Annotated in this window: 12 protein-coding genes; 7 read left to right on the top strand and 5 right to left on the bottom strand. The window is 71.1% G+C overall.

Annotation, left to right across the window (positions count from 1 at the left end):
• Positions 1-8 precede the first annotated feature (8 nt).
• From menE to E2651_RS18815, 4 genes are read left to right on the top strand one after another with little or no spacing between them, the layout of a single operon-like run.
• Positions 9-1,544 (top strand): o-succinylbenzoate--CoA ligase, encoded by a 1,536-nt coding sequence (gene menE, locus E2651_RS18830; RefSeq protein WP_135332333.1) that lies wholly within the window; start codon positions 9-11, stop codon positions 1,542-1,544.
• 14 nt (positions 1,545-1,558) lie between these two features.
• Positions 1,559-2,014 carry a MaoC family dehydratase gene (locus tag E2651_RS18825; RefSeq protein ID WP_135332345.1) on the top strand — a complete coding sequence of 152 codons (456 nt, stop codon included), beginning with the start codon at positions 1,559-1,561 and terminating at the stop codon, positions 2,012-2,014.
• A 16-nt stretch (positions 2,015-2,030) separates the two neighbouring features.
• Positions 2,031-3,359, top strand: coding sequence for an MFS transporter (locus E2651_RS18820; protein ID WP_135332332.1), 1,329 nt, complete (start codon positions 2,031-2,033; stop codon positions 3,357-3,359).
• Positions 3,359-4,747, top strand: a complete 1,389-nt coding sequence (locus tag E2651_RS18815) for a hypothetical protein (RefSeq protein ID WP_135332331.1) — start codon at positions 3,359-3,361, stop codon at positions 4,745-4,747. Before E2651_RS18820 ends, E2651_RS18815 begins: the two co-directional genes overlap by 1 nt.
• On the opposite strand, the gene E2651_RS18810 is transcribed toward E2651_RS18815, so the two are convergent.
• Both E2651_RS18810 and E2651_RS18805 read right to left on the bottom strand, forming a co-directional pair.
• A complete protein-coding gene (locus E2651_RS18810) occupies positions 4,689-5,378 on the bottom strand; it encodes a TetR/AcrR family transcriptional regulator (RefSeq protein WP_135332330.1) in 690 nt (229 codons plus the stop codon). The genes E2651_RS18815 and E2651_RS18810 overlap by 59 nt on opposite strands.
• A gap of 31 nt (positions 5,379-5,409) precedes the next feature.
• Positions 5,410-6,600: a serine hydrolase domain-containing protein gene (locus tag E2651_RS18805; RefSeq protein WP_135332329.1), complete on the bottom strand. Its 1,191-nt coding sequence runs from the start codon at positions 6,598-6,600 to the stop codon at positions 5,410-5,412.
• 238 nt (positions 6,601-6,838) lie between these two features.
• Between E2651_RS18805 and E2651_RS18800 the strand changes: the two genes are divergently transcribed.
• The gene (locus E2651_RS18800; protein WP_135332328.1) at positions 6,839-8,896 is read left to right on the top strand and encodes a phospholipase C, phosphocholine-specific; all 2,058 of its coding nucleotides are present in this window, start codon (positions 6,839-6,841) and stop codon (positions 8,894-8,896) included.
• A gap of 98 nt (positions 8,897-8,994) precedes the next feature.
• On the top strand, positions 8,995-9,942 hold the full coding sequence (locus E2651_RS18795; protein WP_135332327.1) for a phospholipid scramblase-related protein: 948 nt from the start codon (positions 8,995-8,997) through the stop codon (positions 9,940-9,942).
• A 17-nt stretch (positions 9,943-9,959) separates the two neighbouring features.
• Here the strand turns inward: E2651_RS18795 and E2651_RS18790 are convergent, their stop codons facing one another.
• The gene (locus E2651_RS18790; protein WP_135332326.1) at positions 9,960-10,868 is read right to left on the bottom strand and encodes a DMT family transporter; all 909 of its coding nucleotides are present in this window, start codon (positions 10,866-10,868) and stop codon (positions 9,960-9,962) included.
• A complete protein-coding gene (locus E2651_RS18785; RefSeq protein WP_135332325.1) occupies positions 10,865-11,677 on the bottom strand; it encodes a phosphatase PAP2 family protein in 813 nt (270 codons plus the stop codon). Before E2651_RS18785 ends, E2651_RS18790 begins: the two co-directional genes overlap by 4 nt.
• A gap of 185 nt (positions 11,678-11,862) precedes the next feature.
• Between E2651_RS18785 and E2651_RS18780 the strand changes: the two genes are divergently transcribed.
• Positions 11,863-12,495, top strand: coding sequence for a TetR/AcrR family transcriptional regulator (locus E2651_RS18780; RefSeq protein WP_135332324.1), 633 nt, complete (start codon positions 11,863-11,865; stop codon positions 12,493-12,495).
• A 153-nt stretch (positions 12,496-12,648) separates the two neighbouring features.
• Here the strand turns inward: E2651_RS18780 and E2651_RS18775 are convergent, their stop codons facing one another.
• Complete coding sequence (locus E2651_RS18775; RefSeq protein ID WP_135332323.1) at positions 12,649-13,623, bottom strand: DUF2510 domain-containing protein; 975 nt, start codon at positions 13,621-13,623, stop codon at positions 12,649-12,651.
• Positions 13,624-13,660: the final 37 nt, after the last annotated feature.

Raw genomic sequence — 13,660 nt, 5'->3', positions numbered from 1 at the left:
CACCACCCATGCGCAACGAGGGAATCGGCTCCTGGCCCGCCCGCAGGGCCCGCAAGACCCCGCACCGCACCGCGTTCCGTCACGAGGGCGCCACGACCTCGTACGCGGAACTCCACACCCGCACCACTCAACTCGCCCGCGCCCTAAGGGAGTCCGGGGTGCGGCGCGGTGACCGGATCGCCTACCTCGGCCCCAACCACCCCGCCTTCCTGGAGACGTTCTTCGCGGCGGGCGTGCTCGGCGCGGTCTTCGTGCCGCTCAACACCCGCCTGGCCGTCCCCGAACTCGCCCACCAGGTCGACGACTCGGGTGCGGCCACCCTGATCCACGCCGCTACGCACACCGCGGCAGCCGAACGCCTCACCGAGCTCGCGCCCGCCCTGCGCACACGCGTCGAAGTGGGCCCGCACTACGAGGAGTTGCTGTCCGGGGCGAGCGCCGAACCCCTCGACGAGCCGGTGACCGGCGACGACGTCAGCATCATCATGTACACCTCGGGGACGACGGGCCGCCCCAAGGGCGCCATGCTCACCCACGCCAACCTCACCTGGAACGCCGTCAACGTCCTCGTCGACGCGGACCTCACCTCCGACACCACCGCGCTCGTCACCGCCCCGCTGTTCCACACGGCAGGACTCAACATGCTGACCCTGCCGGTTCTCCTCAAGGGCGGCACCTGCGTCCTCGTGGAGTCCTTCGACGCCGACGCGACACTCGAGATCGTCGAACGGCACGGCGTCACCGCGATGTTCGGCGTGCCGACGATGTACGAGCAGATGGCGCGCCGCCCGCGCTGGCACACCGCCGAGCTCTCCTCGCTGCGCGTCCTCATGTGCGGCGGAGCCCCCGTCCCCGCCCCGCTCATCGCCGCGTACGCCGAGCGCGGCCTTGCCTTCCAGCAGGGCTACGGCATGACGGAAGCCTCGCCCGGAGTGCTCTATCTCGATGCCGAGCACACCGTCAGCAAGGCGGGCTCGGCCGGCGTACCGCACTTCTTCACGGACGTCCGCGTGGTCCGCCCCGACCTCACGGAAGCCGGCGCCGGTGAAGTGGGCGAGGTCCTCGTGCGCGGACCCCATGTCATGCCCGGCTACTGGGGACTGCCGCAGGAGAGCGCGGCGGCCTTCGCCGACGGCTGGCTGCGCACCGGCGACGCCGCGCGCCGCGACGCCGACGGGTACGTCACCATCGCCGACCGCATCAAAGACATGATCATCTCCGGCGGCGAGAACATCTACCCGGCCGAGGTCGAGAGCGCCCTGCTCGCCCACCCCGATGTCGTGGAGTGCGCCGTCATCGGCGTGCCCGACCAGAAGTGGGGCGAGGTGCCGCGCGCCGTGGTCGTCGCACGCGAGGGCGCCGCACCCGACCCGGACGCGCTGCTCGCCTCGCTCGCCGGTCAGCTAGCCAAGTACAAGATCCCGAAATCCCTGGTCGTCGCCGCCGACCTGCCGCGCACCGCCTCCGGGAAGCTCCGCAAGCCCGAGCTGCGCCGCCGCTACGGCACCACACCCACCAACTCGCCACAGGAGAACGCCATATGAGCAGCAGCACCCCCATCACGACCACCGTCAACGGCATCGACGAGCTCAAGAAGCTCGCCGGAAGCGACCTCGGTGCAAGCTCCTGGACCGAGATCACCCAGGAGCGGATCAACACCTTCGCCGACGCGACCGGCGACCACCAGTGGATCCACACCGACCCCGAGCGGGCGGCGCAGGGCCCCTTCGGCGCCCCGATCGCCCACGGCTATCTCACACTCTCCCTCTTCATCCCCCTCTTCACCGAGCTCCTCGACGTCCAGGGCGTCACCACGAAGGTCAACTACGGCCTGGACAAGGTGCGTTTCCCCGCTCCCGTGCCCGCGGGATCGCGCATCCGCCTGGTCGCACGGCTTGCCTCCGTCGACGAGGTGAGCGGCGGCGTGCAGATCGCTGTGGACGGCACCGTCGAGATCGAGGGCGGCACCAAGCCCGCCTGTGTCCTGCGCAGCCTGTCCCGCTTCTACGTCTGACAGTGAGGGGGCCACCATGCCTGACGCCCAACCAGCGCACGGCACACGCCAGTTGCGCAGAGTCGCACTCTCCGGCCTGCTCGGCACGGCGGTGGAGTTCTACGACTTCCTGGTGTACGGAACCGTCGCCGCCCTTGTCTTCGGCGACCTGTTCTTCCCCGAGGCCGATGCGTCCGTCGGCACGATCGCGGCGTTCGGCACCTTCGCCGCCGGATACGTCGCACGGCCGCTCGGCGGCATCGTCTTCGGCCATTTCGGCGACCGGCTCGGACGCAAGTCGATGATGCTCCTGACCATGGTCCTGATGGGCGCGGGCAGCTTCCTCATCGGCTGCCTGCCGACGTACGACACCATCGGCGTGTGGGCCCCCGTGCTGCTCGTCCTGCTGCGTGTCGTACAGGGCATCGCGATCGGCGGCGAATGGGGCGGCGCCACGCTGATGGTCGCCGAACACGCGGGGGAGCGGCCGCGCGGCCTGTGGACCAGCTTCACGCAGCTGGGCGCGCCCCTCGGCACCGTGCTCTCGACGGTCGTCGTCACCCTGGTCAGCACCCTGCCCGAGGACCAGTTCCGGGCGTGGGGCTGGCGGGTGCCGTTCCTGCTCAGCCTGGTGCTCCTGGCCGCCGGGCTCTACATCCGCCTGAGGGTGGAGGAGAGCCCGCTGTTCACCGCCGCGCGGCGCGAGAAGACGACGGCGCGGACGCCGCTGCTCGACGTGCTGCGCAAGCCGCGCTCCGTGCTGCTCGCCGCCTGCGTCGGCATCGGCCCGTTCGCCGCCCAGTCCCTGATGACCAGCTTCATGATCTCGTACGCCGTGGACTCCGGATACGCGCGCTCGCAGGTCCTCACCGGAGTCACCGTCGCCTCCTGCACGGCCCTGCTCGTGATGCCTGCCGCCAGCATCCTCTCCGACCGGGTGGGCCGCCGCCCCGTGGTGCTCACGGGCGCGCTCCTCTCGGCGGCCACGGCCTTCCCCGTCTTCGCCCTCGCCGACTCCGGCAGGCCGGGACTGCTGATCCTGGCGTGCGTCATCGGCCACGGCATCGCCCAGTCCACGATGTACGGCCCGCTCGGCGCGCTGCTCACCGAGATGTTCGGCACCCGGGTGCGCTACACGGGCGCCTCCCTCGGCTACCAGACCGCGACGCTCCTCGGCGCCGGCTTCTCCCCGCTCGTCGCGAGCAGCCTGCTCGCCTCGTACGACACCAGCGCCCCCGTCGCCCTCCTGCTCACCGCCGGTGCTGCCGTCACGGCGCTCACCGTGTGGCGGATGCGGGAGACGAGCGGCACCACGCTCGCCGCGGAACCCGCCCAGGTCCGCGCCACGGAAGGAGTCCCCTCCTGATGCCCGCGTTCCCGCTGACGAGGACCGCGACAGGCCTCGCCGCGCTCGTCCTCGTCGCCGCCGCATCGCCGTCGACCGCCGTGCCCCGCACACCGTCCGGCCACATCGAAGGCACCCTGCCCTCCGGTGCCGCGTACGTCATCGACACCCCCGAGCACTGGAACGGCACCGTGCTCCTGTTCAGCCACGGCTACCGGCCCGCCGGATCCCCGAACCCGGCATCGAACGCCCCGGACGACCAGGTCAGGAAGGAACTCCTCGGCGAGGGCTACGCGCTCGTCGGCTCCTCCTACGCCACCACGGGCTGGGCCGTCGAGCAGGCCGTGCCCGACCAGCTCGCCGCCCTGGACACCTTCACCGCCCGGGTCGGCGCGGCCCGGCGCACCCTCGCCTGGGGCGAGTCGTACGGCGGCCTCGTCACCACCACGATCGCCGAACGGCACCCGGAGCGCATCGACGGCTCCCTCTCGATGTGCGGCCTCGTCCAGGGCGGCGTCGCCAACTGGAACTCCACCCTCGACCCCGTCTTCGCCCTGCGGACGCTGCTCGCCCCGGACTCCGGCATCCAACTGACCGGATTCACCGGCCAGTTGGACGCGAAAGGCGCGGCGGACCGCCTCGGCGGGGTCCTCACCCGGGCCCAGTCCACTCCTTCGGGCCGCGCCCGCATCGCCCTCGCCGCGGCCCTGCACGCCGTGCCCGGCTGGAACGACCCGAAGCGGCCGCGCCCGGCCCCCGACGACCACGCAGCCCAACAGGCCAACCAGTACGCGGCGTTGACCGGCCTCGTCCAGGCACCCGCCTTCTCCTGGCGCCAGGAGGCCGAACAGCGGGCGGGCGGCAGCATGTCCTGGAACACCGGCGTCGACTACACGGCGATGCTCGCCCGCTCCTCCCAGTACAAGGAAGTCAAGGCCCTCTACAAGTCCGCGGGCCGCTCCCTGCGCGCCGACCTGAACGCGCTGGCCGCCGCGCCCCGCATCAAGGCCGACCCGTCCGCCGTCGACTACATGACACGCAACGTCGCCTTCACCGGCCGCCTCACCAAGCCCCAGCTCGACATCCACACCACGGGCGACGCCCTCATCCCGGTCCGCGCCGAGAGCGCCTACCGCGACACGGTCACCGCCGCGGGCCGCACACCGCTGCTGCGACAGGCCTACGTCGAGAACGCGGGCCACTGCACCTTCAGCCCCGCCGAGCAGCTCGCCGCCGTACACACGACGGAGCGCCGCGTCACGACCGGCCGCTGGGGCGACACCTCACCGGACGCGCTCAACGCGGAGGCGCGGCACTCCGATCCGACGACGGCCGCGCGCTACGAGCGCTTCAGGCCGGGCCCCTACCCGCGTCCATCCGATCGTCCAGACCCGCGTAGTCCACGGTGACGGCGCGGGCCAGCCGGTCCAGGTGCGCGCGGTACAACTCCACGAAGTCGAGCCGGCCTTCGGCGATCGCCCACTGCACCTGGAGCCCATCGGACACGGCGAGAATCTCGCGGGCCACGCCTTCGGGGTCGGTGCCGGACCTCAACTGCCCCTTGTCCAGGGCGCGTCGGAGTACGGAAGCGAGTGAGCCCACGACTCGCTCGTACCGCTCCCGGAAGTACGCGTGCGCCGGGTGAGCGGGATCGCCGGCCTCGGCGGAGAGCCGGGTGTAGAGCTGGATGAGACCCGGCTGGGTGAGGTTGTACTCCGCGAGGGCGAGCACCTCCCGGAAGAGCGCCCGGACGTCGTCGCCGCCGGAGTCGGGGTGCAGCCGCCCGAAGGTCCGCACGGTGCGCTCGTCACGGGCCTCGAGCACGGCCATCAGAAGGCGCTGCTTCGAGCCGAAGTGATGGGCGATGACGGTGGCGGACGTGCCGGCCTCCCTGGCGATCTTCGCCAGGGAGGAGTTCAGATAGCCGGACTCCGCGAAGAGGACGAGGGCGGCATCGACGATGTCCGCCCGGCGGGCATCCGCGGCGGCGTACTGCCCGGTGGGGCGGTGACGGGGGCTGTGACCGGGGCTGTGCTCCATCGGGAGAGGTTAGCCGCCCCGGCGCGTGCTGCTAGCCCTTGAGTCCCCGGTACAACGCCCCCACCAGATGCACGCTCCTCAAGTCGTCCCCGGACGTCCCCGACCCCATCCGGTTCATCACGTACGCGTACGCCACCCGGTTCTCCGGATCGGCGAACGCGTACGAGCCGCCCATGCCCCCGTGGCCGAAGGCCCGCGGGTTCGGCCCCGCCTGGCCGTACATGTTCAGCATGTAGCCGAGCCCCCACTCCCACTTCTCGCCCCAGGCCGTGCCCGCCGCAAGGACCAGATCCGGTTCGTCGGGCTCCCCTTGGCGGGTCCGCAGCTGCTCCAGCGTCGCCGCGCCGAGGAGTTCGCCTGCGCCCAGTGCCGCGTACACGGTCGCCAGACCGTGCGCGGAGGCGTGGCCGTTGGCCGCGGGGATCTCGGCGCTGCGATAGGCCGCGCCGTTCACATTGCCCACCGGGAGGTACTGCAGGGACAGGGTGACGGCGGCCAGTGGGCCGTCGTCGAGCGAGCGCACCGGTGGCCCGGGCGGGGTCTTGAAGCCGCTCTGGGTGCCGGACGCGGCGACCGGCCGCGCCAGGTCCGCGCACCGGCCGTGCTCGCTGACCGGGGTGCCGACGTACACATCGGCGCCGAGCCGCTCCGTCACCTCGCTCCGCAGGAACGTGCCGAGCGAGACCCCGGTGATCCGGCGCACCACCTCGCCGACCAGATAGCCGAAACTCACGGCGTGATACCCCTGCGCCGTGCCCGGCTTCCACCACGGGGGCGTCGCGGCCAGCGCGCCGCACACCTTCTCCCAGTCGTAGAGGTCGTCCGGAGTCATCGGCTCGCGCGGCGCGATCACCCCGGAGCGGTGGCTGAGCAGCCAGCGCACCGGTATGTCTGCCTTGCCCTCTTGCGCGAACTGTGGCCAGTAGCGGGCGACCGGCGCGTCCAGGTCCAGTTCGCCCCGGTCGACCAGGAGATGCGCGCACAGCGCGGTCATCCCCTTGGTCGTCGAGTACACGTTCACCAGCGAATCGCGCTGCCACGCGTGCGTGCCCGTGTTGTCTGGTTTCTTTGCGTCGCCGCCCCACAGGTCGACGACGAACTCCCCGTCGACCGTCGCGGCGACGGCCGCCCCCAGCTCGCCGCGCTCCGCGAAATTGCGCTCGAACTCCTCGCGTACGCCCTCGAATCCGGGGGCGCAGGTGCCATGGACGCGCACGGTCATGACTCTCCTCGGTCGCTGTGTCCCGCCGACCGTCACATCCTCGCGCATGGTTGCCCCTGGCACCTAGTCCCGTGACGCGGGCGGTGCGATCACCGTCCAGGGGGCCGCATTTGTGTCCCGCGCACCAGAGGTTGGACTTCTCTTCACATCCAGGTCACAGGCCCTTCCCCCGTGCTTGCTCCCCTTGACACACTTCACCCGCCCGCGTCCCCCACACCACACGAGGTCGACATCACCCATGCCTGAATTCAATCGGCGCCGCTTCATGCAACTCGCCGGCGGCACCGCGGCCTTCGCGACCCTCTCGCAGAGCATCGCCCGCGCCGCCGCCCTGCCCGCCCAGCGCCGCTCCGGCTCCATCGAGGACGTCGAGCACATCGTCGTGCTGATGCAGGAGAACCGGTCCTTCGACCACTACTTCGGCACGATGAAGGGCGTACGCGGCTTCGGCGACCCGCGCCCGGTGACGCTGCCCAGCGGCAAACCGGTGTGGAACCAGTCCGGTGGCGGCAAGGAGACACTGCCCTTCCACCCGGACGCCGAGGACCTCGGCATGCAGTTCATCGCCGGACTCGACCACGACTGGGCCGGCGGCCACAGCGCCTTCAGCAACGGCAAGTACGACAACTGGATCGCCGCCAAGTCCGAGCGCTCGATGGCGTATCTGACCCGCGACGACATCCCGTTCCACTACGCGCTCGCCGACGCCTTCACCGTCTGCGACGACTACCACTGTTCGTTCATGGGGGCCACCGACCCCAACCGCTACTACATGCTCTCCGGCCACGTCGGCAACGACGGAAAGGGCGGCGGCCCGGTCCTCGGCAACCAGGAACTCGGCTACGACTGGACGACGTACGCCGAGCGCCTCGAGCAGGCCGGGGTCTCCTGGAAGGTCTACCAGGACATCGGCGACGGTCTGGACGCGGCCGGCAAGTGGGGCTGGATCGACGACGCCTACCGCGGCAACTACGGCGACAACTCGCTCCTCTACTTCAACAAGTACCGCAACGCCAAGCCCGGCGACCCGCTCTACGACAAGGCCCGCACCGGTACGAACGTCAAGGCGGGCGACGGCTACTTCGACATCCTCAAGGCCGATGTGAAGGCCGACAAGCTTCCGAAGATCTCCTGGATAGCCGCCCCCGAGGCCTTCACCGAGCACCCCAACTGGCCGGTCAACTACGGCGCCTGGTACATCGCGCAGGTCCTGGACGCGCTCACCTCCAACCCCGAGGTGTGGGCCAAGACCGCCCTGTTCATCACGTACGACGAGAACGACGGCTACTTCGACCACGTCGTCCCGCCGTACGTCCCCAAGGACGCCAACCAGGGCAAGTCCACCGTCGACACGACGCTCGACTACTACCCCGGCAGCGTCTCCTACGCCGCCGGGCACTACGGCCTGGGCCAGCGCGTACCGATGGTCGTCGTCTCGCCCTGGAGCACCGGCGGGTTCGTGAACTCGGAGGTGCTCGACCACACCTCGATCCTCCAGTTCATGGAGAAGCGGTTCGGCGTTCAGGAGCCCAACATCTCGCCGTGGCGGCGCGCGATCTGCGGCGACCTCACCTCCGCCTTCGACTTCGCCGGCAAGGACACCGACCCGGCGAAGCTGCCCGACACCGCCGCGTACCAGCCGCCGGACCACGAGCGGCACCCCGACTACGTGCCCAAGGCGCCGGCGAAGGGCGACCTGCCGGCCCAGGAGTCCGGCTCCCGGCCCGCACGGCCGCTGCGCTACGCCCCGCTGGTGGACGGCGCCGGCACGCCCGCCGACGGGAAGTTCACGCTGACCTTCAGCGGGGGCGACGCCGCGGGCGTCTGCTTCCACGTCCGCTCCGGGAACCGCACGGACGGCCCCTGGACGTACACGACGGAGGCCGGCAAGAAGATCTCCGACACCTGGAACACCGCGTACTCGAAGGGCGCGTACGACCTGTCGGTGTTCGGCCCGAACGGTTTCCTGCGGGTCTTCCAGGGCCCCGGCAAGACGGCGGGCCCGGAGGTGACCGCCCGTCACGACAAGGCGACCGGCAACCTCAACGTGACCCTGAAGAACGCGGGCGGCGCCGACCTGAACCTCACGCTCACCAACGCCTACGGCGGCGCGGCCGAGACGTTCAAGGTGAAGGCGGGCGGCACCGTCGAGCACACCGTCGACCTGCGGGCGAGCAAGCGCTGGTACGACGTCACGGTGAAGTCGGACGCGGACGCCACGTTCCTGCGGCGCCTCGCGGGACACGTGGAGAACGGCGAGGCGGGCGTCAGCGACCCCGCGATCGTCTCGGCCTGACGTAGGCCCGGTCCCCGTGCGGCGGGGCGGTGAGTCCGACGTCACAGCACTGGCGAAGGGCTGGCGGACCGCCCCGCCCATGGGGGTACTGTGCCTGAGTGACAACGCATTCGAACACTCCTGCAGGCTGGTATCCGGACCCCCAGGGCGCGCCCCAGCTGCTGCGCTGGTGGGACGGTTCCCAGTGGACCCAGCACACCAGCCCGGACCAGCAGGCCGGAGGCGGGCAGCCGGGAGCCCAGCAGGTTCCGCAGCAGGCCCAGCCGGTCCAGCCGCAGCCGGCCCAGCAGCAGGCTCAGTACGGCCAGCAGCAAGGGCAGTTCGGTCAGCAGCAGGGCCAGGGCCAGTACGGTCACCCGCAGCAGGCGGTCCCGCAGGCCGATCCGGCCAAGGTGCAGCGTCAGGTCCAGCAGCAGGCGGGCGTCGCGCCCAGCGCGCAGGGCGGCGGCACGCTGTTCACCGAGCCGGTCCTGGTGGTGAACCAGAAGGCCAAGCTCATCGAGCTGACGAACGAGTACAGCGTCATGGACCAGTCGGGCAACGCGCTCGGCTCGGTCGTCCAGGTCGGGCAGAGCACGCTGAAGAAGGTCGCGCGCTTCGTCGCGAGCGTCGACCAGTTCATGACGCACAAGCTCGAGATCCGCGACGCCTACGGCCGGCCGGTGCTCCAGCTGACCCGCCCCCGCAAGTTCATGAAGTCGCGGGTCATCGTCGAGCGCCCGGACGGCCAGCCGATCGGTGAGATCGTCCAGCAGAACATGATCGGGAAGATCAACTTCGCGATCATGGTCAACGGCCAGCAGGCCGGCGCGATCAAGGCCGAGAACTGGCGTGCCTGGAACTTCTCGATCGTCGACCACGCCGACAACGAGGTCGCCCGGATCACGAAGACCTGGGAAGGCCTCGCCAAGACGATGTTCACGACTGCGGACAACTACGTCCTGCAGATCCACTATCAGCTGCCCGAGCCGCTGTTGAGCCTCGTCGTGGCGACGGCCCTGACCGTCGACACGGCGCTCAAGCAGGACTCGCGCGGCCTTGGGTAAGCACCCCTGACGGGACGCTAGAGCTTCACCGCGGAGGGCTCCGCCTGGGCCGGAATGGACGGGAGGAAGTCCTCCGCGGGCATGTGCGGGGTGACCTCGGCCGCCTGCGGTGACCGTGTCAGTACGACCACTCCGTACGCCGCCAGTGCCCCACCACCCGCCGCGAGGAGCAGGCCCGCCGCGCCGCCCTGCAGGCGCTCCCCGAGCAGCGTGACGCCGATGGCCGCGGCTGCCAGCGGGTTGGCCAGGGTGACGACCGCGAGTGGTGCGCCGAGGCCACCGCGGTACGCGGTCTGGGAGAGGAAGAGGCCGCTCACGGCGAACGCGGCGACCAGCAGTGTCACGACGATCACCTGCGGGCTGAGCAGCGGTCCCGAGCGGTCCGTCGCGGCGACCGTCACGGTCTGGGTGAGCGCCGACGCGACGCCCGACGCGAACCCGGAGGCGGTCGCGTGCCGCAGACCCGGGCGTGTGCCCGGACGGGAGAGCACGCCGATGGCCGCCATCGTGACGCCCGCGACGGACAGGGCCTCCGGCAGCTTCAGGGTGTCGTCGGGGGCGGGCCCGGACGAGGTCAGGAGCAGCGCGCCGAGCCCGATGAGCGTGAGCCCCGTGCCGCGCCACTCCAGGCGGGTGACCCGGCGTCCCGCCAGCCGCGCGCCCAGCGGCACGGCCGCGACCAGGGTGAGCGCGCCGAGCGGCTGGACCAGGGTGAGCGGCCCGTACTTCAGGGCCGCCACGTGCAGCAGCGCCGCGGAGGCGTTGAGGCCGACCGACGACCACCAGGGGCCGCTGGCGAGCAGCCGCAGGCCGCCGTTGCCGCTGTCCGCGATGCGCGATGCGAGGCGTTCCTGGGCCACGGCGGCGGTGGCGTACGCGGCGGCGGAGACGAGCGAGAGCGCGACGGCGAGGAGGGTGGCGTTCACCGCGTGACCCCCGATGCGGCCGGCTCACGGGCGGGTGCGTGCCGTCGTACGACCAGCGAGCGCCCGGGACCCCGCAGCTTGATCACGGCGAGCGCGATCCCGAGGAGCGCGGTCGCGGCGATGGCGTCGAGCCAGTAGTGATTGGCGGTCCCGACGACCACGAGCAGGGTGATCAGCGGATGCAGCAGCCACAGCCAGCGCCACCGTGAGGAGGTCGCGGCGATGAGCCCGACGGCGAGCATCAACGCCCACCCGAAGTGCAGGGACGGCATCGCGGCGAACTGGTTGGCCATCGAGTCCGTCTGCGGCGCGGCCCCGTACACCGTCGGCCCGTACACCTGCCCGGTGTCCACAAGGCCCGCCGCGGCCAGCATCCGGGGCGGCGCGAGCGGGAAGGTGAGGTGCAGCACGAGCGCGGCCGCGGTCAGCGCGGCGAGCACCCGCCGGCTCCATACGTAGTGCCGGGGCCGCCGCAGGTAGAGCCAGATCAGGAACAGCGCGGTGGCCGGGAAGTGCACGGTCGCGTAGTAGGTGTTCGCGATGTGCACCAGGGTGTCGCCGCTGAGCAGCACGTCCTGGACGGCGCCCTCGCCCGGCAGGCGCAGGGCGCGCTCGGCGTCCCATACGCGCCGGGCGTTGCGGAAGGCCTCACCGGTGTGACCGTTGGCCAGCTGCCTGCCGAATTTGTAGACGAGGAAGAGTCCTGCGACGAGGAGGAGCTCGCGGACGAGGGGCGGTCGGGCAGATGTGTCCGGCTCCCGGACGGCTATGTCCGGTTCCCTTTCGGCAGGCTCGGTTCGGGATTCCATCCCCCGGCCCCTTTACGTGATGACTGGGTGGTGCGGGTAGTGAGTGGAGGATCGCCCCACTCATCGATACGCCAGTGTACCGATACGCGAGTGTACCGATACGACGCCGTACCGGTACACTGGCGTATCGGTAGGGTCGATGAAGCCGCAGGGCTGATGAAGCCGCCGCATCGAGGAGAAGAGTCATGACGCGGGACCAGGCACCAGACGCAACGACAGCGGACCCCGTGGGCTCGTCGCGCCGCTCCAAGATCACGCCCGAGCGTGAGCAGGAGTTCTACGACGCCGTCCTCGACCAGCTCCGCGAGTGCGGCTACGACGCCGTGACCATGGAGGGCGTGGCGGCGAGCACCCGCTGCAGCAAGTCCACGCTCTACCGGCAGTGGAAGACCAAGCCCCAGTTCGTGGCGGCCGCCCTGCGCGCCAACCGCTGCGTACGTTTCGCGGGCATCGACACCGGCACGCTCGCCGGTGATCTGCGCGAGGCGGCGCGGGCCGCGGGGGAGTGGTCGAGCCGCGACTCGATGCTGGTGCAGGCGCTCAGCCACGCGGTCCTACAGGACGAGGACCTGCGCGACGCGCTGCGGGAAGCGCTGGTCGAGCCCGAGACGCGGGCCCTGGAAGAGCTGGTCGCCCGCGGAGTGGCACGGGGCGAGATCGCCGCGGACCACCCGGCGACGAGGTTCATCACGGCCCAGCTCATCGGCGTGGTCCGGGCCCGCCCGGTCCTGGAGGGCAAGTACGCGGACGAGGAGTATCTGGCGCGCTTCGTGGAGGCGTGCGTGCTCCCCGCTTTGGGGCTGACAGAGCCCGACTGATCGTGGACCGGGGCCCGATGGATGACGGGCCCCGATCTGCCTGCGCCGCGCCGCACCGTGGGGACGGGGGTGGCGTGGCCCTCGCCGGGCGGGCGGAACCCTGCGTGGTTCCGGCCCGCCCGGCCAAGACTCCCCGGGGCGGCGCCCCGCGCGTCACACTTCCTGGCCGTTGCCGCCTCCGCCGCCGGGCGCGGCCTTGATCCCCTTGGTGATCTCGTCCATCACGGACAGCTTCGGGGACTTGTCGTTGACGTCGATACCGAAGCGCACGATGACGAGCATGGACTTGTCGGAGGGCGAGGGGAACGCGAGCGACTGGACGTACCCGTCGTCGCTCTTCTCCGTGACCGCCTTCCAGCGGACGAGATAGCCCTTCTGGCCCGCGACGGTGACGGCCTTCGAGGCCAACTCCTTGTGCGAGGTGACCTTTCCGTAGGTCTTTCCGCCGTACGACCCCTTGGCGTTCACGGCGATGTCGGCCTTGGCGGCCGCCTCCGCCGTCTTGGCGTCGATCTTCAGGGCCTCGGCCGGGCTGGAGTACGCGCCGCCGCGGGTGCAGGTCTTGGACGTCTCCCTGGGGCAGGGATAGGGATCCACGCTCACCGACGCGCCGCCGCGCTGACCGGACTGGCCGGTCCACTTGTCCGGCACGGGCAGGCTGATGCCGCTGGCCACGTCGGTGGCGTACCCCTCCTCGCTCGGCGGCGCCTCGGAGGGCCCGCCGGGCGACTGCTCGGGGTCCTGCGGCTCCTCCGGGCCGGGCTTCGAAGGGGCGGACGGGGAGGGCGACTTGGCGGCGCTGTCACTGTCCCCCTTGTCGTCGTCGGAGGTGAGGAAGTACACGCCGCCGCCTATGCCCGCGAGGACGACGACGGCGACGCCTATCGCTATGGCCGTGCGCAGACCGCGGCGGGGGCCGGTCGGGTAGGCGGGATAGGCCGGGTATCCGGGGGCGGAGGGCGGATAGCCCTGCGGGGCCGCGGGCGGCGCACCACCAAACCCGGCGGCGGCTCCCACCGCGCGTACCTGGTCCGTCCATACGTTTCCGTCCCACCAACGCTCGGTGCGGGGACCGTCAGCTGACTGTCCGGGGTCGGGGTACCAGCCGGGAGGGGTTACCTGGGTCATGGGCGTCAGGGTATGAGGGTTTGGTTAGAGGGGGATG

The organism is Streptomyces sp. MZ04 (genome assembly GCF_004684775.1).
Taxonomy (GTDB): Bacteria; Actinomycetota; Actinomycetes; order Streptomycetales; family Streptomycetaceae; genus Streptomyces.
Note: the sequence above shows the minus strand (reverse complement) of the source record. Positions and strands in the feature narration are given on the sequence as shown.

Bases quoted from the DNA above. Each gene is read 5' to 3' on its own strand.
- menE (WP_135332333.1), top strand. From the start codon at position 9: ATGCGCAACGAGGGAATCGGCTCCTGGCCCGCCCGCAGGGCCCGCAAG.
- E2651_RS18820 (WP_135332332.1), top strand. From the start codon at position 2,031: ATGCCTGACGCCCAACCAGCGCACGGCACACGCCAGTTGCGCAGAGTC.
- E2651_RS18815 (WP_135332331.1), top strand. From the start codon at position 3,359: ATGCCCGCGTTCCCGCTGACGAGGACCGCGACAGGCCTCGCCGCGCTC.
- E2651_RS18810 (WP_135332330.1), bottom strand. From the start codon at position 5,378: ATGGAGCACAGCCCCGGTCACAGCCCCCGTCACCGCCCCACCGGGCAG.
- E2651_RS18805 (WP_135332329.1), bottom strand. From the start codon at position 6,600: ATGACCGTGCGCGTCCATGGCACCTGCGCCCCCGGATTCGAGGGCGTA.
- E2651_RS18800 (WP_135332328.1), top strand. From the start codon at position 6,839: ATGCCTGAATTCAATCGGCGCCGCTTCATGCAACTCGCCGGCGGCACC.
- E2651_RS18785 (WP_135332325.1), bottom strand. From the start codon at position 11,677: ATGGAATCCCGAACCGAGCCTGCCGAAAGGGAACCGGACATAGCCGTC.
- E2651_RS18780 (WP_135332324.1), top strand. From the start codon at position 11,863: ATGACGCGGGACCAGGCACCAGACGCAACGACAGCGGACCCCGTGGGC.
- E2651_RS18775 (WP_135332323.1), bottom strand. From the start codon at position 13,623: ATGACCCAGGTAACCCCTCCCGGCTGGTACCCCGACCCCGGACAGTCA.